Origin of the sequence: Streptomyces zhaozhouensis (genome assembly GCF_900230195.1) — a bacterium.
Lineage (GTDB): Bacteria > Actinomycetota > Actinomycetes > Streptomycetales > Streptomycetaceae > Streptomyces > Streptomyces zhaozhouensis.
Map to the genome: position 1 here is coordinate 1 of NZ_OCNE01000035.1, position 20,644 is coordinate 20,644.

A 20,644-nucleotide genomic window follows, 5' to 3' on the forward strand; every position below is an offset into this window, starting at 1 on the left:
CCCCAGGACTCAAGAAGCCGGAAGAGCGCCACCTCCACCGCGAACAACGCCGGCTGAGTCACCCCCGTCTCGTTCAACGCCCCCTCGTCCGCACCGAACAACACCGCCCGCACCGCCGGCTCGAACTCCCCCAACGCCTCGTCCAGCGCCTCCGCGAACACCGGGAAACGCGACGCCAGCTCACGCCCCATCCCCAACCGCTGCGCACCCTGACCCGAGAACAGGAACCCCAACCGCCCCGGCTCGTCGGCGACGCCGGTGACCACGGCGCCGCTGGAGCGCCCCTCGGCCAACGCCGCCAACGCGGCCCGGAACTCGGAGCGTTCGCCCGCGACGACCACCGCGCGGTGCTCCCATGTCGCCCGCGAGGTCACCAGGGCGTGGCCGATGTCGGCGGGGTCGTGGTCGCCGAGGCCGGCGGCGAGCCGGGCGGCCTGGGCGCGGAGCGCCTCCGCGCTGCGGGCGGAGAGCACCCAGGGCAGGAGGGTCCCGGGCGGCAGCCGGTCGCCGGTTTCGGCCGCCTCGGCGGTCTCCGCCGCCTCGGGGGCCTGCTCGACGATGACGTGCGCGTTGGTGCCGCTGACGCCGAACGAGGAGACGCCGGCCCGGCGCCGCTGCCCGGTCTCCGGCCAGGGGCGGTGCTCGGTGAGCAGTTCCACCGCGCCCGCCGACCAGTCGACATGGGTGGACGGCGCGTCGACGTGCAGGGTGCGCGGCAGCTCGCCGTGCCGCATGGCCAGGATCATCTTCATCACGCCGACCACACCGGCGGCGGCCTGGGTGTGCCCGATGTTGGACTTGACGGAGCCGAGCCAGAGCGGCCGGTCGGCCGGCCGGCCCTGGCCGTAGGTGGCGAGCAGCGCCTGCGCCTCGATCGGGTCGCCGAGCCGGGTGCCGGTGCCGTGTGCCTCGACGGCGTCCACGTCGGCGGCCGTGAGCCCGGCGGAGGTCAACGCCTGGCGGATCACGCGCTGTTGGGAAGGACCGTTGGGCGCGGTCAGCCCGTTGGAGGCGCCGTCCTGGTTGATGGCGGAGCCGCGGATGACGGCGAGGACCGGGTGGCCGTTGCGCTGGGCGTCGGAGAGCCGCTCCAGGAGCAGCAGCCCGGCCCCCTCGCCCCAGGCGGTGCCGTCGGCGCCGTCGGCGAACGCCTTGCAGCGCCCGTCCAGGGCCAGCCCCCGCTGCCGGCTGAAGTCGATGAAGACGCCGGGGGTGGACATGACGGTGACGCCGCCGGCGATGGCGAGGGGGCACTCGCCGTGCCGCAGCGCGTGCACCGCGAGGTGCAGGGCGACGAGCGAGGAGGAGCAGGCGGTGTCCACGGTCAGGGCGGGGCCCTCGAAGCCGAGGGTGTAGGCGACGCGGCCGGAGATGATGCTCGCGGCGTTGCCGGTGCCTATGTAGCCCTCGTAGCCCTCGGGGGCGCCGGTCGCCAGACGCACCGCGTAGTCCTGGCCGTTGGTGCCGACGAAGACGCCGGACCGGCTGCCGCGCAGGCTGCCCGGGTCGATGCCGGCGCGCTCCAGCACCTCCCAGGAGGTCTCCAGCAGCAGCCGCTGCTGCGGGTCCATGGCGGCGGCCTCCCGGGGGGAGATGCCGAAGAAGGCGGGGTCGAAGTCGGGCACGTCGTGGACGAAGGCGCCGTGCCGGCTGTAGGAGGTGCCCTGGCGGTCCGGGTCGTCGTCGAAGAGGGCGTCCAGGTCCCAGCCCCGGTCGGTGGGGAACTCGGTGACGGCGTCCCGGCCGTCCGCGAGCAGCCGCCACAGGTCCTCGGGCGACGCGACGCCGCCGGGGAAGCGGCAGCTCATGCCGACGACGGCGATCGGCTCGGACTCGCGCTCCTCGACCTCGCGGAGCTTGCCGCGCATCTCCTGGAGGTCCACGGTGGCCCGCCGGAGGTAGTCGAGGTACTTCTCCTCGTTCGACATGTGTTGCGACCCTTCAGGCGTGTTCATTGGCTTCAGGACCTACCGAGTTCGTCGTCGAGCAGCGCGAGCAGTTCGTCGGCGGAGGCGGTGCGCGCGTCCGTGCCGGTGTCGGCGGCTTCGGTGCGGGAGTGCGTCTCGTCCCAGCGGGAGAGCAGTGCGCGGAGGCGGGCGCCGATGTCGGCGTGCCGGGTGTCGTCCGGGGTGAGGAGGGACAGCGCGGACTCAAGACGGTCCAGCTCGGTGTCCAGGGACGGGGCCTGGCCGCCGGGTAGTCGGGTGAGGACGTGGTCGGCGAGGGCGGCCGGCGTGGGGTGGTCGAAGACGAGCGTGGCGGGCAGGTTCAGCCCGGTGGTGGCGTTGAGGATGTTGCGGTACTCGACGGCGGTGAGGGAGTCGAAGCCGAGGTCCTGGAAGGCCCGTTCTGGTTCGACGGTCCGGCCGCCCTGGTGGCCGAGGACGGCGGCGGCCTGTTCGCGGACCAGGTCGAGTACGGCGCGGGCGCGTTCCTCCGGGGGCAGGGTGGCGAGGGTGGTGGCCAGGTCGGCGGACTGGCCGGTCTCGGCGGCGGGCCCCCCGGTGGCGGGCCGGCCGCCGGGGAGTTCGCTCAGCAGCGGGCTGGGGCGGACGGCGGTGAAGGTGGGGGTGAACACCTCCCAGTCGACGTCGGCGACCAGTTCGGTGGGGGCGCCGTGCCGGATGGCGCGGTCGAGGGCGGCGACGGCCCGTTCGGGGTCGAGCGGAGGCAGGCCGCGGCGGCGCAGCGCTTCGCCGAGTGGCCCTTCGGCCATGCCGCCGCCGTCCCAGGGGCCCCAGGCGACGGCGGTGGCGGGCAGGCCCTCGGCGGCGCGCAACTCGGCGAGGGCGTCGAGCCGGGCGTTGGCGGCGGCGTAGTTGGCCTGGCCGGGGGCGCCGAAGGTGGCGGCGACGGAGGAGAACAGGACGAACGCGGTCAGTTCCCGGTCGCGGGTGAGTTCGTGCAGGTTGACGGCGGCGTCGACCTTGGGCCTGAGCACGGTGGCGAAGCGGTCGGGGGTGAGGGAGGTGAGGACGCCGTCGTCGAGGACGCCGGCGGCGTGCACGACGGTGCTGAGCGGCTGGTCGTCGGGGATGGTGGCGAGGAGCGCGGCCAGCGCGTCCCGGTCGGCGGCGTCGCAGGCGGCGACGGTGACGCGGGCGCCGCGCGCGGTGAGTTCGGCGGCCAGCTCCCGGGCGCCGGGGGCGTCGGGGCCGCGCCGGCTGGTGAGCAGCAGGTGGGGGGCACCGCGGTCGACCAGCCAGTGGGCGATGTGCCGGCCGAGGGAGCCGGTGCCGCCGGTGACCAGGACGGTGCCGGTGGGTCGCCAGTCGTTGGCCGGTCCTGGGGGCGCGGGCAGCAGCCGGCGGGCGTACACGCCGGCGGGGCGGAGCGCGAGTTGGTCCTCGCCCTGGGCGCGGGTGAGGATGCCGGCGAGGCGGGCGGCGGCCGGCTCGTCGAGTGTGGTGGGCAGGTCGATCAGGCCGCCCCAGCCGTCCGGCCGTTCCAGGGCGGCGACGCGGCCGAGGCCCCAGAGCGCCGCCTGTTCCGGCCGGGCGGGTGGGTCGGCCGCGCCGACGGTGACGGCACCGCTGGTCGCGCACCACAGGGGGACGTCGAGGTCGCGGTCGTCGAGGGCCTGGACGAGGGCGAGGGTGGCGGGCAGGCCGCCGTCGGCCGGCGGGGTCGGGTCGAGGGCGAGCAGGGAGAGCACGCCGGCGACGGGTTCCTCGGTGGTGAGCAGCGCGGCCAGCGAGGCGCGGTCGGGGCTGTCGCCGGTGTGCAGGGGCAGGACGCGGGCGCCGTGGCGGGTGAGCGCCGCGGTGAGGGGCGCGGTGCCGCCGCCGTCGCGGCTGACCACCAGCCAGGTGCCGGTGAGGGTGGCCGGGGCGTCGTCGAGGGCGCGCCAGGTGGCGCGGTAGCGCCAGCTGTCGGCGGCGGTGTGGGCGGCCTGTTCGCGCCGCCAGTGGGAGAGCCGGGGCAGCACGGTGCCGATCGGTTCGTCGGGGGCGATGGCCAGGGTGTCGGCGAGGCCGCCGAGGTCGCCTTCGGCGACGGCGGTCCAGAACCGCTCGTCGACGGCGGAACCACGGCCGGTGGCATGGCGGGTGGGCGGCTTGGGCCAGTAGCGGGCGCGGCGGAAGGCGTAGGTGGGCAGGTCGGCGTGGCGACCGCCGGGGGCGAGCGCGGACCAGTCGACGGTGCCGCCGCGCACGTGCAACCCGGCGGCGGCGGTGGCCAGGGCGAGCGGCTCGGTCCGGTCGGCGGTGTGCAGGGCGGGCAGGAAGGTGGCGTCGGGCGCGGTCTCCCGGCCGAGGGCGGTGAGCGTGCTGCCGGGGCCGATCTCCAGGAAGAGGTCGGTCTCCTCGGCGACGAGGGTGTCGACGGCGTCGGCGAACCGGACGGGCTGCCGCGCGTGCCGCACCCAGTAGTCGGGCGAGGCGAGTTCGTCGGGGGTGGCGCGCCGGCCGGTGAGGGTGGAGACGATCGGGAGGGTGGGGGTGGCGTAGCTGACGCTTTCCAGTACGCGCCGGAAGTCGTCGAGCATGGGCTCCATCAGCGGGGAGTGGAAGGCGTGGCTGACCTTCAGGGGCGTCACCTTGCGGCCCTCGGCCCGCCAGTGGTCGGCGATCTTGGTGACGTCGGGGGCGGGGCCGGAGATCACCACCGAGGTGGGGCCGTTGACGGCGGCGATGCCGACGTGGTCGGTCAGTGTCGGGACGATCTCGGCCTCGGTGGCGCGGACGGCGGCCATGGCGCCGCCGGGCGGCAGTGCCTGCATCAGGCCGGCGCGGGCCGCGACCACCTTCGCCGCGTCGGGCAGGGTCCACAGCCCGGCGACGTGGGCGGCGGCCAGCTCGCCGACGGAGTGGCCGGCGAGCAGGTCGGGGCGGACGCCCCAGGACTCCAGGAGGCGGTGGAGGGCGACCTCGACGGCGAACAGCGCCGGCTGGGTGAGGCCCGTCTCGTTCAACGCCCCCTCGTCCGCGCCGTCGAGCGCGGCCCGCACGGCCGGGTCGAAGAGGGCCAGCGTCTCGTTCAGCGACTCGGCGAACACGGGGTGGGTGTCGGCGAGTTCACGGCCCATGCCGAGGCGTTGGCTGCCCTGCCCGGAGAAGAGGAACGCCAGCCGCTGCCCGGTGGCCGAGCCGGTGACCAGCGCGCTGTGGGTGCGGCCCTCGGCGAGGGCGGCGAGCCCGTCGAGCAGGGTGGCGCGGTCCGGGCCGAGGACGACCGCGCGGTGGTCGAGCGCGGGGCGGCTGACGGCCAGCGTGTGGGCGACGTCGAGCGGCGGCAGCTCGGGGTGGGCCGTCAGATGGGCGTGCAGCCGGGCGGCCTGCGCCGGCAGCACGTCCTCGCCGCGCGCGGCGAGCGGCAGCGCCAGCACGGGCGGGCGCGGCGCGGCCGGCGGTGGTTCCTCGGCCGCCGGCGCCTGTTCGATGACGGCGTGCGCGTTGGTGCCGCTGAAGCCGAACGAGGAGACGCCGAACCGGCGGGGCCGGTCGGCCTCCGGCCAGGGGCGGGCCTCGGTCAGCAGCTCGACGCCGCCGGCCGACCAGTCGACCCCGGAGGTCGGCTCGGTGACATGCAGGGTGCGGGGCAGCACGCCGTGCCGCATGGCCATCACCATCTTGATGACCCCGGCGACACCCGCCGCCGCCTGGGTGTGGCCGATGTTGGACTTCAGCGAGCCCAGCCACAGCGGCTCGCCCTCCGCCCGGTCGCGGCCGTAGGTGGCCAGCAGCGCCTGCGCCTCGATCGGGTCGCCCAACGTGGTGCCGGTGCCGTGCGCCTCCACCGCGTCCACGTCGGCGGCCGTCAGCCCGGCCGACGCCAACGCCTGCCGGATCACCCGCTGTTGGGAAGGGCCGTTCGGCGCGGTCAGCCCGTTGGACGCGCCGTCCTGGTTGACCGCGGACCCCTTCACCACGGCCAGCACCCGGTGGCCCTCGCGGCGGGCGTCGCTCAGCCGCTGGAGCACCAGCACGCCGACGCCCTCGCCCCAGCCGGTGCCGTCCGCGCTGTCGGAGAACGACTTGCAGCGCCCGTCGGCGGCGAGGCCGCGCTGTCGGCTGAAGTCGATGAAGGAGTCCGGCGTCGACATCACCGCCACGCCCCCGACGAGCGCCAGCGAGCACTCGCCCTGGCGGAGCGCCTGGGCCGCCCAGTGCAGGGCGACCAGCGAGGAGGAGCAGGCGGTGTCGACGGTGACCGCCGGGCCCTCAAGGCCGAAGGTGTAGGAGACCCGGCCGGAGACGACGCTGGCCGCGTTGCCGGTGCCTATGTAGCCCTCGACGCTCTCCCCGCTGGCGGCCAGCAGGGTGCCGTAGTCCTGCATGTTGGTGCCGGTGAAGACGCCGACGTCGCGGCCGCGGGCCGACTGCGGGTCGATGCCGGCGCGTTCGAACGCCTCCCAGGAGGTCTCCAGCAGCAGCCGCTGCTGCGGGTCCATGGTGAGCGCCTCGCGCGGCGAGATGCCGAAGAAGGCCGGGTCGAAGCGGTCGGCTTCGTGCAGGAAGCCGCCGGAGCGGGTGTAGGTGGTGCCCTGGCGGTCCGGGTCGGGGTGGTAGAGCGTGGTCAGGTCCCAGCCCCGGTTGGCGGGGAACTCGGTGATGGCGTCGACCTCGTCGCGCACCAGCCGCCACAGGTCCTCGGGCGAGTTGACGCCGCCCGGGTAGCGGCAGCTCATGCCGACGAGGGCGATCGGCTCGTCGAAGGCGGCGACCTGGCCGGACCTGCGCGGGCCGGGGTCGGGCGCGCCGGTCAGTTCGGCGTCGAGGAACGCGGCGAGCGCGGCCGGCGTCGGGTAGTCGAAGACGAGGGTGGCCGGCAGGGCCAGCTCGGTGGCCTCGGTGAGCTGGTTGCGCAGTTCGACGGCGGTCAGCGAGTCGAAGCCCAGTTCCTTGAACGGCCGGTCGGCGTCGACGGTGCGGGCGGTGCCGTGGCCGAGGACGAGGGCGGCGTGGGTGCGGACCAGCTCCCGCAGCGCCCGCGCGCGGTCTTCGTCGGTCAGGCCGGCCAGCGAGCGGGCCAGCGCGGAGCCGGCGGCGGCGAGGGCGTCGGCGGCGGTGCGGCGGGACGGTGCGTCATCGTCGGGCGTGGCGCGGGGCGTGCCGCCGCCGACCAGGGCCGTGCCGTCGGGCCAGAAACGTGCCCGTTGGAACGCGTAGGTCGGCAGCTCGACGCGTCGCGCGCCGCTGCCGGCGCCGAGCAGCGCCGTCCAGTCGACCGGGACGCCCCGGACGTGGGCCCTGGCCAACGCGGTCAGCAGCGCCGTCTCCTCGTCGCGGTCGGCGCGCAGGGTGGGGACGAACGCGGCGTCGGGCGCGGTCTCCTGGCCGAGCGCGGAGAGCGTGCCGCCGGGCCCGACCTCGACGAAGGTGGTCACGCCCTCGCCGCTCAGCGAGGTGACGGCGTCGGCGAACCGGACCGCCTCGCGGACGTGTCGCACCCAGTAGTCCGGGTCGGCCAACTCTTCGGCGGATACCGACCGGCCGGTCAGCGTCGAGACGAGCGGAACGGTGGGCGTCTCGTAGCTGACGCTGTCGAGTACCCGGCGGAAGTCCTCCAGCATCGGGTCCACCAACGGCGAGTGGAACGCGTGGCTGACCCGCAGCCGCGTCACCTTCCGCCCCTCGGCCTTCCAATGCTCCGCGACCGCCTCCACATCGCCCTCGGCACCGGAAACCACCACGGACGACGGCCCGTTGACCGCCGCGATGCCGACGTTCCCGGTCAGCGTCGGCACCACCTCCGCCTCGGTCGCCCGGATCGCCACCATCGCCCCACCGCTCGGCAACGCCTGCATCAACCCGGCACGCGCCGCCACCACCCGCGCCGCATCCGACAGAGACCAGAGACCGGCCACATGCGCCGCCGCCAACTCACCGATCGAATGCCCGGCAAGGACCTCGGGACGGACGCCCCAGGACTCCAACAACCGGAACAGCGCCACCTCGACGGCGAACAACGCCGGCTGGGTCACCCCCGTCTCGTTCAACGCCCCCTCGTCCGCGCCCCAAAGGGCCTCGGCAACCACCGGGTCGAAGTGCGCCAGCGCCTCGTCCAGCGCCTCCGCGAACACCGGGAAACGAGCCGCCAGTTCACGCCCCATCCCCAGCCGCTGCGCACCCTGACCCGAGAACAGGAAGGCCAGCGAGCCGCTGCCGGCCGTTCCGGTGACCGCGTCCGGCGTCGGCCGGCCCTCGGCCAGCGCGTCCAGGGCGGCCAGCCGGGTCTCCTGGCTGTCGGCGAGGATCACCGCGCGCCTGGCCAGTGCCGCCCGGCCGGTGGCGAGCGCCCTGGCGGCCTCCACCGGGTCGGGGTCGACGAGCGCCGGGCGCAGCCGCGCGGCCTGGGCGCGCAGCGCCGCCGGGTCGTGGGCCGACAGCGGCCAGGGCGGCACGGCGACGGCCGGCGGCACGGCGCGCTCCTCGGCCTCCGGAGGTGCTTCCGGAGCCTGTTCGATGATGGTGTGCGCGTTGGTGCCGCTCACCCCGAAGGAGGAGATCCCGGCCCGGCGCGGCCGGCCGGTCTCCGGCCAGGGGCGGGCCTCGGTCAGCAGCTCGACCTCGCCCGCCGACCAGTCGACGTGCGTCGACGGCCGGTCCACGTGCAGCGTGGGCGGCAACTGGCCGTGGCGCATGGCCGCCACCATCTTGATCACGCCGACCACGCCGGCCGCGGCCTGGGTGTGGCCGATGTTCGACTTCACCGAGCCCAGCCACAGCGGCTCGCCGGTGCGGCCCTGGCCGTAGGTGGCCAGCAGCGCCTGCGCCTCGATCGGGTCGCCCAACGTGGTGCCGGTGCCATGCGCCTCCACCGCGTCCACATCCGCCGTGGTCAGACCCGCGCTCTCCAACGCCTGCCGGATCACCCGCTGTTGGGAAGGACCGTTCGGCGCCGTCAACCCGTTCGACGCGCCGTCCTGGTTGACCGCGGACCCCTTCACCACGGCCAGCACCCGGTGCCCGTTGCGCCGCGCGTCGGAGAGCCGCTCCACCAGCAGCATCCCCACGCCCTCGCCCCACCCGGTGCCGTCCGCGCCGTCCGCGAACGCCTTGCACCGCCCGTCCGACGCCAGGCCGCGCTGCCGGCTGAACTCCACGAAGACACCCGGCGTCGACATCACCGTCACCCCGCCGGCCAGCGCCAACTCGCACTCACCCGAACGCAGCGCGGCCACCGCCTGGTGGAGCGCCACCAGCGACGACGAGCACGCCGTGTCCACCGTGACCGCGGGCCCCTCAAGCCCGAAGGTGTAGGAGACCCGGCCGGAGATGACACTGGCGGCGCTGCCGGTGCCGACATAGCCGTCGACGTTCTCCCGGGAGGCCGTCAGCAGCGGCGCGTAGTCCTGCCCGTTGGTGCCGACGAAGACACCCGTCCGGCTGCCGCGCAGCGCGTCCGGGGCGATGCCGGCCCGTTCGAACGTCTCCCAGGAGGTCTCCAGCAGCAGCCGCTGCTGCGGGTCCATCGCCAGCGCCTCACGCGGCGAGATCCCGAAGAGGTCCGCGTCGAAGCCGCCCACGTCCGCCAGGAACGCGCCGTGCCGGCTGTAGCTGGTGCCGGGGTGCGCCGGGTCCGGGTCGTAGAGCGCCTCGACGTCCCAGCCGCGGTCGGTGGGGAACTCCGCCACCGCGTCCGTTCCCGAGGCGACCAGCCGCCACAGGTCCTCGGGCGAGGCGACTCCGCCGGGAAAGCGGCAGGCCATGCCGACGATCGCGATCGGCTCGGTGGCCCGCTCCTCGACGTCGCGCAGCCGTTGCCTGGTCACCCGCAGGTCGGCGGTCAGGCGCTTCAGGTAGTCGAGGACCTTGTCGTCGTGCGACATGTGCGTGCTACCCCTCTTGGTGGAGTCCGTGGTCGTCCGGGTCGGCGTCCGCGCCGCGGGTCAGGAGTCGAGTTCGCCGTCGATGATCTGGAAGACGTCGTCGAGCGTCTCCGCGCCGCTCAGGTCGTCCTCGGCGCCGGCCGGTTCGCGGCCGTCGGGGGTCCCGCCCTCCCAGGCGGTCAGCAGCGACCGCAGGCGCAGCCTGATGTCGCCGGCCAGCGCGTCGTCCGGGTCGAGCTTGGCGAGGGAGACGGTCAGCCGGTTCAGCTCGCCCAGCACCTCGGCGGCCGGCGTGGCCGAGTCGGCCAGCACCGTCGCCCGCAGGTGCGCGGCGAGCGCCGCCGGGCTCGGATGGTCGAAGACCAGCGTCGCCGGCAGCCGCGAACCGGCCTCCGCGTCCAGCCGGTTGCGCAGCTCGACGGCGGTCAGCGAGTCGAAGCCCAGCTCCTTGAACGCGCGGTCGGGGTCGACGGCCTCCGGCCCGGCGAAGCCGAGGACCGCCGCCGTGTGGCCGCGCACCAGCCTGACCAGCACCCGGTGCTGCTCCGCCTCGGTCAGGTCGGCGAGCCGCTGGGCCAGCGGCACCGCCCCGGCGTCCCCGCCGGACCGCGCGGAGCGGCGGGCCGGCGCCGGCACCAGGCCGCGCAGCAGCGGCGGCACCCGGTCCGGGTGGGCCCGCAGCGCGGCCAGGTCGAGCGCGGCGGGCACCGCCGTCGCGGCGCCGGTCGCGCGGGCCGCGTCCAGGAGCGCCATGCCCTCGTCGTCGGCCAGCGGCACCATGCCGCCGCGCGCCAGCCGCCGCAGGTCGGCGTCGGCGAGATGCTCGGTGAGGCCGCTCGCCGCCCCCCACAGGCCCCAGGCCAGCGAGGTGGCGGGCAGCCCGGCGGCCCGCCGGTGCTGGGCCAGGGCGTCGAGGAACGCGTTGGCCGCCGCGTAGTTGCCCTGCCCGGGGCCGCCGAAGGTGCCGGCCGCCGCGGAGAACAGCACGAACGCCGACAGGTCAAGCTCGCGGGTCAGCTCGTGCAGATGCCACGCCGCGTCGGCCTTGGGGCGGAACACCCCGTCGACCTGCTCCGGCGTCAGGGACTCCACCACCCCGTCGTCCAGCACGCCCGCCGCGTGCACCACCGCCGTCACCGGGTGCGCCGCGAGCAGCGCCGCCACCGCCTCCCGGTCGCCCAGGTCGCAGGCGACCGCGGTGACCCGGGCGCCCAGCTCGGTCAGCTCCGCGCACAGCGCGTCGGCGCCCGGCGTCGCCGGGCCGCGCCGGCCGGCCAGCACCAACTCCCGCACGCCGTGCCTGGCCACCAGGTGCCTCGCGGTCAGCCCGCCCAGCGCGCCCAGGCCGCCGGTGACGAGCACCGCGCCGCCGGCCGCGAACGGTTCCGGCGCGGGCGCGTCGGCCGGCCCGGCCAGCCGGGCCAGCCGGGGCACCGAGACGGCGCCGTCCCGGATCGCGGCCTGCGGCTCGCCGGCCGCCACCACGGTGGGCAGCGCCCGAGGCGACCGGTCGGCGCCGTCCACGTCGACCAGCGTGAACCGGTCCGGGTGCTCGGACTGCGCGGACCGCGCCAGCCCCCAGACGGGCGCCCGCACCAGGTCCGGCACGTCCTCGTCCGGCCCGGCCGCCACCGCGCCGCCGGTCACCAGCACCAGCCGGGAGGCGGCGAACCGGCCGTCGGCCAGCCAGCCCTGGAGGAGCGCGAGGGTGTCCCGGGTCGCCTCGGCCGGTGTCGTGGCGCCCTCACCGGGGGCGACCGCCACCCAGCGGGGCGCCGGCGCGCCGCCGTCGACGGCGGCCACCAGCGCCGCCAGGTCGCGGTGCTCGTCGGCCGGCGCGCCGGCCGCGGTGAGCGCCCGCGCCAGCCGCCCGGCGGTGTCGCCGAGCACCGCCCAGGGCCCGGAGTCGGGCGCGGCGTCCGCCATCGGCACCCACTCCACCCCGAAGAGCGCGTCCCGGTGCGCCGACCTGGCCAGGTCCAGCCGCTCGGCGGAGATCGGCCGGGCACTCAACTCGTCGACGGCCACGACCGGTTGGCCGGCCCCGTCGGTGGCGAGCAGCGCGAAGCCGGACATGCCGACCGGCGTCAGCCGGACCCGCAGCGCCGTCGCACCGGTCGCCAGCAGCCGCACCCCGTTCCAGGAGAACGGCAGCCCGTCCACCGGTGTCGCGTGCCCGGCGGCGGCGTGCAGCGCGGCGTCCAGCAGCGCGGGGTGCAGGTCGAAGCCGTCCTCGGCGAGCCCCGCCGCCAACTCCACCTCGGCGAACACCTCGTCGCCCTTCCGCCAGGCGGCGCGCAGCCCCCGGAAGGCCGGGCCGTGGTCCAGGCCGGCGGCGGCGAGCGCCGGGTAGTGGCCGGCCAGCTCGACCGGCTCCGCCTCGGCCGGGGGCCAGGCCACCAGCTCCCCGGTGACGGGCGGGGCCTCGGCCGCCAGGGTGCCGGTCGCGTGCCGCGTCCAGCCGCCGCCCCGGTCGCCCCGCGCGTCCACGGTGAACGCCCGCCGGCCCGCCTCGTCCGGCCCGGCGACGCTCAACCGCACCTGGGTGCCGTCCCGTTCCGGCAGCACCAGCGGCGTCTCCAGCACCAGCTCCTCCAGCGCCGGGCAGCCCACCTGGTCCCCGGCGCGCAGCGCCAGGTCCACATAGGCGGCGCCGGGCAGCACCGCCGAGCCCAGCACCCGGTAGTCGCCCAGCCACGGGTGGCTGCGCGCGGACAGCCGCCCGCTGAACACCAGCCCCTCGGAGTCGGGGAGTTCGGTGACCGCGCCCAGCACCGGGTGCGAGACCCGGGCGAGCCCGGCGGCCGTCACGTCGCCGGCGGCGGCCGGCGCCGTGGTGGGCCAGAACCGCTGCCGCTGGAACGGGTAGGTCGGCAGCGTCACCCGCCGCGCGGCGGGCAGCGGCCACGTCACCTGGCCGCCGCCGGTGAACAGGGCGCCGGCCGAGAGCAGCAGCCGCTGCGGGCCGCCGTCGCCCCGGCGCAGCGACCCCGTCACCACGCCGTCCGCGCCGAGCAGTTCGCCGAGCCCGGCGACCAGCACCGAGTGCGGGCTGACTTCCACGAAGGTCCGGTGGCCGGCGGCCGCCAGGGCCGAGACCGCGTCGGCGAACTCCACCGTCCGCCGCAGACTCCGGTACCAGTAGCCGGCGTCCAGCGCGGCGGTGTCCAACCAGTCGCCGGCCAGCGGCGAGTAGTAGGGCACGTCGCCGGAGCGCGGCACCACCCCGGCCAGCCCTTCCAGCAGCTCCGCCTCGACCGACTCCACCTGGTGCGAGTGCGGGGCGTAGTCGGCCCTGACCCGTCGCGCCCACACGCCGCGCTCCGCGCAGTCGGCCAACAGCTCCTCCAGCGCGTCGACATCGCCGGAGACCACCACCGAGGCGGGTCCATTGACGACGCCGACCGCGAGCCGCCCGTCCCAGCGGGTCAGCGACTCCCGCACGGCGGCGACGTCCAGGGCGACGGAGACCATGCCGCCCCGGCCGGACAGCGCGGCCAGCGCCCGGCTGCGCAGCACCACCAGCCGCGCCGCGTCCGGCAGCGACAGGGCGCCGGCGACGCAGGCCGCCGCGATCTCGCCCTGCGAGTGCCCGAGCACGGCACCCGGCTCGACCCCCCAGGACCGCCAGACGGCGGCCAGCGACACCATCACGGCGAACAGCGCCGGCTGGACGACGTCCAGACGTTCCATCAGCTCCGGATCGTCGAGGGCGTCCAGCAACGACCAGTCGACGAACTCGGAGAGCGCGGCCGCACACTCACCCATCCGGTCGCGGAACACCGGTGAGGTGTCCAGCAGTTCGCGGGCCATGCCGAGCCACTGCGTGCCGTGCCCGGGGAAGACGAACACCACTCCGGCGCCCCGGCCGCGCGCCACGCCCGTCACCAGGTTCGGCGCCTCGCGTCCCTCGGCCAGCGCGGCCAGCCCGGCCCGCAGCTCCGCCCGGTCCCCGCCCACCAGCACGGCCCGGTGGTCGAAGACCGTGCGGGCGCGCAACGCCTGTGCGATGTCGACCAGTTCGGGATCGGGGGTCGCCGGCTCTCCGGTCTCCGGCGCGGGGGCGACCGCCGTCAGCAGCCGGGCGGCCTGCGCACGCAGCGCCTCGCCGGAACGGGCCGACAGCACCCACGGCACGGCGCCCGCCAGCGGCTCGGGGCCCTCCTCGGCCGGCGCCGGCCCGGTCTCGCCGCGGGCGGGCGCGGGGGCCTGTTCGATGATGGTGTGCGCGTTGGTGCCGCTGAACCCGAAGGAGGAGATCCCGGCCCGCCGCGGCCGGTCGGTCACCGGCCAGGCACGCTCCTCGGTGAGCAGCTCCATCGCCCCCGCCGACCAGTCGACGTGCGGCGAGGGCTCGTCGACGTGCAGCGTGCGGGGCAGCACCCCGTGCCGCATGGCCAGCACCATCTTGATGACCCCGGCGACGCCGGCAGCCGCCTGCGTGTGCCCGATGTTCGACTTCACCGACCCCAGCCACAACGGCTCGTCCCCTGGCCTCTCCCGCCCATAGGTCGCCAGCAACGCCTGCGCCTCGATCGGGTCACCCAACGTGGTGCCCGTCCCGTGCGCCTCCACCACATCCACATCCGCCGCACGCAGCCCGGCCGACGCCAACGCCTGCCGGATCACCCGCTGTTGAGAGGGACCGTTCGGCGCCGTCAACCCGTTCGACGCACCGTCCTGGTTCACGGCGGAGCCCTTCACCACGGCGAGGACCTCGTGCCCGTTCCGCCGGGCGTCGGAGAGCCGCTCCACCAGCAGCATCCCGATGCCCTCGCCCCAGCCGGTGCCGTCGGCGGCGGCGGCGAACGCCTTGCAGCGCCCGTCCGACGCCAGGCCGCGCTGCCGGCTGAACTCGATGAACGCGCCGGGCGTCGACATCACCGTCACCCCGCCGGCCAGCGCCAGCTCGCACTCACCCGAACGCAGCGCGGCCACCGCCTGGTGGAGCGCCACCAGCGACGAGGAGCACGCCGTGTCCACCGTGACCGCGGGCCCCTCAAGACCGAAGGTGTAGGAGACCCGGCCCGACATCACGCTCGCCGAACTGCCGGTCGCCGCGTAGCCGCCGACATCCTCGGCCGCCGCGCCCAACACCGTCGCGTAGTCCTGCATGTTGGAGCCGACGAACACGCCGACCCGTTCGCCCCGCAGCCCCTCGGGATCGAGTCCGGCGCGCTCCAGCACCTCCCACGAGGTCTCCAGCAGCAGCCGCTGCTGCGGGTCCATCGCCAACGCCTCACGCGGCGACAGCCCGAAGAAGCCGGCGTCGAACTCGGCCACCCGGTCGAGGAACGCGCCCACCCGGGTGTACGAGGTGCCGGCCGCCGCCGGGTCCGGGTCGTAGAGCGCGGCCAGGTCCCAGCCCCGGTCGGCGGGGAAGTCGGAGACCGCGTCGCCGCCCTCGGCCAGCAGCCGCCACAGGTCCTCGGGCGAGGCGACCCCGCCGGGGAACCGGCAGCCCATGGAGACGATCGCGATCGGCTCGTCGGAGACACCCGCCGCCACCGCCGGCGGCGCGCTCTCCGGCGTCTCCTCCAGGACCGCCGACAGCAGATGGTCGGCGAGCGCCGCCGCGCTCGGGTAGTCGAAGACCACCGTCGCGGGCAACGTCAGCCCCGAAGCCGCCACCAGCCTGTTCCGCAGCTCCACCGCCGTCAGCGAGTCGAACCCCAGCTCGCGGAAGGCCCGTTCGGGGTCCACCGCGTCGGCCGACGCGTGCCCCAGAACCGCCGCGGCCTCCGCCAGCACCAGCGCGCGCACCAGCTCGACGCGCCGCTCCGCGTCCAGGCCCGCCAGCCGGGCCCGCAGCTCGGCGCCCTCCGCGCCCTCGGCCGACCCGCCACCCTGCCGGGCGGCGACCGCGTCCCGCGCCTCCGGCAACTCGGCCAGCAGCCGGCTCGGCCGCCCCACGGTGAACGCCGGCGCGAACCGCTCCCAGTCGACGTCCACCAGCACCGTGCCGGCCGCGCCGCCGCCCACGGCGTCGGCGACCGCGCCCACCGCCGCCTCCGGCGACAAGGCCGCCAGCCCACGCCGGGCCAGCTGCCGGCGGGCCTCCGCGTCCGCCATTCCGCCGCCGTCCCACGGCCCCCAGGCCACGGCGGTGCCCGGCAGGCCGCGCGCCACCCGGTGCGCGGCCAGCGCGTCGAGGTAGGCGTTGGCCGCGCCGTAGGCGCCCTGCCCGCCGCCGCCCCACACGCCGGCGATCGACGAGTAGGCGAGGAACGCGTCCAACGGCACGTCGGCCAGCAGCTCGTGCAGATGCGCGGCGCCCGCCACCTTGCCGGTCACCGCCTCGGCGAAGCCCGCCAGGTCCAGCGCCTCGACCGGCGCCCCGTCGTCGGTGCCGGCGGCGTGCACCACCGCCCGCACCCGGTCGCCGGCGTCGGCCAGCCGGTCAAGCAGCGCCGCCAGCCCCTCCCGGTCGGCGATGTCCACCGCCGCCACCGTGACCCGGGCACCCAACTCCACCAGCCCGGCCTCCACCTCGGCGGCGCCCGCCGCCGCCCGGCCACGCCGGCTCACCAACACCAGGTGCTCGGCGCCGCGTTCCGCCAGCCATCGCGCGGTCCTGGCGCCCAACGCGCCCAGCCCGCCGGTCACCAGCACCGTCCCGCGCGGCACCCACCCGGAGCCGGCCGCCGGCCGGCCCGCGCGCCGCAGCCGCCGTGCGAACACCGCCGCGCCACGCACCGCGACCTCGTCCTCGACCCCGCCCAGCAGACCCACCAGCCGGTCGGCCACCGGCCCGTCCCACACCGCCGGCAGATCCACCAAGCCGCCCCAGCGGTCCGGGTGTTCCAACGCCACGGCCCGGCCCAGGCCCCAGACCAGCGACTGGCCGAAGCCGGCCACCTGGTCGCCGTCGACCGCCGCCACCGCGCCCGCCGTCAGACACCACAGCGGCGCCGACACCGCGGCCTCGCCCAGCGCCTGCACGAGCGCCAGCGTCGCCGCGGCACCGTTCGGCACCGCGGGGTGCGCCGGATGCGGCGCCTCGTCCAGCGCCAACAGCGACAGCACGCCGCCGAGTTCGCCGCCCGCCCCGGACGCGAGGACGGCCCGCAGCGCCTCCGCGAGCCCCGCCCGGTCCGGCGCGCCCGCCTCGACCGACACCACGTCCAGGCCCCGCTCGGCGAGCAGATCACCCAGCACGGCGCCCCGTTCGTCGCCCGGCGGCACCACCAGCAGCCAACGGCCGGACACCGGCGCCGCTCCCCGCCCCCGCACCTCCACCCGCTGCCACTCGACGGCGTAACGCCAGCCGTCCACCGCCGACTTGGCTCGGCTCGCCCGCCGCCAGGAGGACAGCGCGGGGGCCACCGCACGCAGCGACTCGGCCGCCGCCTCGTCGGTGATTCCCAGCGAGGCGGCCAACGCCTCCGCCTCCCCGTCCTCCGCAGCGGCACCCTCCAACGCGGCCCAGAACCGCGCCTCCTCGGCATCCGCCCCGGCCTCGCCGGCCCCGGCCGGCGCGTCCAGCCAGTAGCGGCGGTGCTGGAAGGCGTAGGTGGGCAGATCGACACGCTGGGCGCCGCTGCCGGCGAAGAACGCCGCCCAGTCCACCGGCACACCCCGCGTGTGGGCCTGGGCGAGGGCGGCGAGCAGCGCCGCCTCCTCGTCGCGGTCGGCGCGCAGGGCGGGTACGAACGCGGCGTCCGGCGCGGTCTCCTGGCCGAGCGCGGAGAGCGTGCCACCGGGCCCGACCTCCAGGAACGTGGCCATCCCCTGATCGGTGAGCGTGCCGACGGCATCGGCGAACCGGACCGCCTCGCGGACGTGCCGCACCCAGTAGTCCGGGTCGGCCAGCTCCTCGGCGGATACCGACCGGCCGGTGAGCGTGGAGACGATCGGCAGGCCGGGCGTCTCGTAGCTGACTTCGGAAAGAACCCGGCGGAAGTCCTCCAGCATCGGGTCCATCAACGGCGAGTGGAACGCGTGGCTGACCCGCAGCCGCGTCACCTTCCGCCCCTCGCCCTTCCAATGCTCCGCAACCGCCTCCACATCCCCCTCGGCACCGGAAACCACCACCGACGACGGCCCGTTGACCGCCGCGATGCCGACGTCCCCGGTCAGCGTCGGCACCACCTCGTCCTCGGTGGCCCGGATCGCCACCATCGCCCCACCCGTCGGCAACGCCTGCATCAACGCGCCCCGAGCAGCCACCACCCGCGCCGCGTCGGACAGGGACCACACTCCCGCGACATGCGCGGCGGCCAACTCACCGATGGAGTGGCCGGCCAACACGTCCGGGTGGAGCCCCCAGGACGCGAGGAGCCGGAAGAGCGCCACCTCCACCGCGAACAACGCCGGCTGAGTCACACCCGTCTCGTTCAACGCCCCCTCGTCCGCACCGAACAACACCTCCCGCACCGCCGGCTCGAACTCCCCCAACGCCTCGTCCAACGCACCCGCGAACACCGGGAAACGCGCCGCCAGTTCACGCCCCATGCCGAGCCGCTGCGCACCCTGACCCGAGAACAGAAACGCGAGTCCGCCGTTGGCGACGGCGCCGGTCACGACACCCGTCGACGGCCGGCCCTCGGCGAGCGCGGCCAGGCCGTCCACCAGCGCCGCCCTGCCCTCTCCGAGCACGACCGCCCGATGGTCGAACGGCGCCCGCGAGGTCGCGAGCGAGAACGCCACGTCCACCGGCGCCAACTCCTCGCGCGAAGCGAGGTGTTCGCCCAACCGCGCGGCCTGGTCGCGCAACGCCTCCGCACCACGGGCGGACACCACCCAGGGCACCGGACCACCGACCGAAGCCGGCAGATACCCCGGCTCCACCACCTGCTCGATGATGGTGTGCGCGTTGGTGCCACTGACGCCGAAGGAGGAGACGGCCGCCCGGCGCGGCTGCCCCGTCTCCGGCCAGGGACGGCCCTCGGTCAACAGCTTCACCTCGCCCGCCGACCAGTCCACGTTCGTCGAGGGCTCGCCGACATGCAGGGTCGGGGGCAACTGGCCATGGCGCATGGCCATCACCATCTTGATGATCCCGGCGACGCCCGCGGCGGCCTGCGTGTGGCCGATGTTGGACTTGATGGAGCCCAACCACAGCGGCTCGTCCCCGGACCTCTCCCGCCCGTAGGTCGCCAGCAGCGCCTGCGCCTCGATCGGGTCACCCAACGTCGTGCCGGTGCCGTGCGCCTCCACCGCGTCCACCTCGGCGGCCGACAGCCCCGCCGACGCCAACGCCTGCCGGATCACCCGCTGTTGGGAAGGACCGTTCGGCGCCGTCAACCCGTTCGACGCACCGTCCTGATTGACGGCCGAACCTCGCATGACGGCCAGCACCGGGTGGCCGTTGCGGCGTGCGTCGGAGAGCCGCTCCACCAGCAGCATCCCCACGCCCTCGCCCCAGCCGGTGCCGTCCGCGTCGTCGGAGAACGACTTGCAGCGCCCGTCCGCCGAAAGGCCGCGCTGCCGGCTGAAGTCGACAAAGGTACCCGGTGTCGCCATCACCGCGACGCCGCCGGCCAGCGCCATCGAGCACTCGCCCGACCGCAGCGCCTGTGCCGCCCAGTGCAGCGCGACCAGCGAGGAGGAGCAGGCGGTGTCGACCGTGACCGCCGGGCCCTCAAGCCCCAGCGCGTACGCCACCCGGCCGGAGGCGATGCTGCCGGCACCACCGGAGCCGAGGTAGCCCTCGACACCCTCCGGCACCTCCCGGAGGCGGGCCACGTAGTCGTGGTACATCACGCCCGCGAAGACCCCGACCGCGCTGCCGCGCACCGCGTGCGGATCGATGCCGGCCCGTTCGAACGCCTCCCACGACGCCTCAAGCAGCAGCCGCTGCTGCGGGTCCATCGCCAACGCCTCACGCGGCGAGATCCCGAAGAACGCCGGATCGAACTGGTCGGCATCGTGCAGGAAGCCGCCGGAGCGGGTGTAGGAGGTGCCGGTGTGGTCGGGGTCGGGGTGGTAGAGCGCGTCGAGGTCCCAACCCCGGTTGGTGGGGAACTCGCTGATGGCGTCGGTGCCCTCCAGCACCAGCCGCCACAGCGCCTCCGGGGAGTCCACCCCGCCCGGGTAGCGGCACGCCATCCCGACGATCGCGATCGGCTCGTCCGTCGCCGTCGCCGTCGCCGTCGCCGTCCCGGCCGCCGGGTGACCGGCCACCGCGTCACCTTCCTCGCCCAGCAGCTCGGTGCCGATGAAGCCGGCGAGCGCGGCGGGCGTCGGGTAGTCGAAGACCAGGGTGGCGGGCAGCCGCAACTCGGTCGCGGCGTTCAGATGGTTGCGCAGCTCGACCGAGCTCAGCGAGTCGAAGCCCAGTTCCCTGAACGGCCGTTCGGGGGCGATGGCGTGCGCGGAACCGTGGCCCAGCACCGTCGCGGCATGGGTACGCACCAGCTCCACCAGCGCCTTCTCCCGCTCCGCCTCGGGCAACCCCGCGAGCGACTGGACCAGCGCCGACCCCTCGGCGGCGGAGCCGGCGGCCGCCCGACGGGCCGGGGCCCGCACCAGACCGCGCAGCAACGGCGGCACCGGCCCGGTGCGCGCCTGACGACGCAAGGCCGACAGATCCAGCGGCAAGGGAACGAGGGCCGCCCGGCCGGTCGAGCCGGCCGCGTCGAAGAGCGCCAGCCCCCGGTCCGGCGCGATGGGCACCAACCCACCACCCGTGATCCGCCGCGTGTCCCCCGCGTCCAGACCACCAGCCATACCACCCTCAGCCGCCCACAACCCCCACGCCAACGACACCCCGGGCAGACCCACCGACTGCCGGTACTGAGCCAACGCATCAAGAAAGGCATTGGCGGCCGCGTAGTTCCCCTGCCCCGGACCACCCAACACACCAGCCACCGACGAGAACAACACAAACGCCGAAAGGCCATGCTCACGGGTCAACTCATGCAGATG

At 75.8% G+C, this 20,644-nt stretch carries 3 protein-coding genes; all 3 read right to left on the minus strand.

All coding sequences use genetic code 11. The features are described from left to right. The coding region (locus tag CRP51_RS27660) for a type I polyketide synthase (protein WP_141514694.1) at positions 1-1,928 on the minus strand (1,928 nt) is incomplete at its 3' end. Positions 1,929-1,960: 32 nt separating this feature from the next. Then, on the minus strand, positions 1,961-9,775 hold the full coding sequence (locus CRP51_RS27665) for a type I polyketide synthase (protein WP_097234103.1): 7,815 nt from the start codon (positions 9,773-9,775) through the stop codon (positions 1,961-1,963). A 60-nt stretch (positions 9,776-9,835) separates the two neighbouring features. Then, a partial coding sequence (locus tag CRP51_RS27670; protein WP_245880843.1) for a type I polyketide synthase occupies positions 9,836-20,644 on the minus strand: 10,809 nt, incomplete at its 5' end.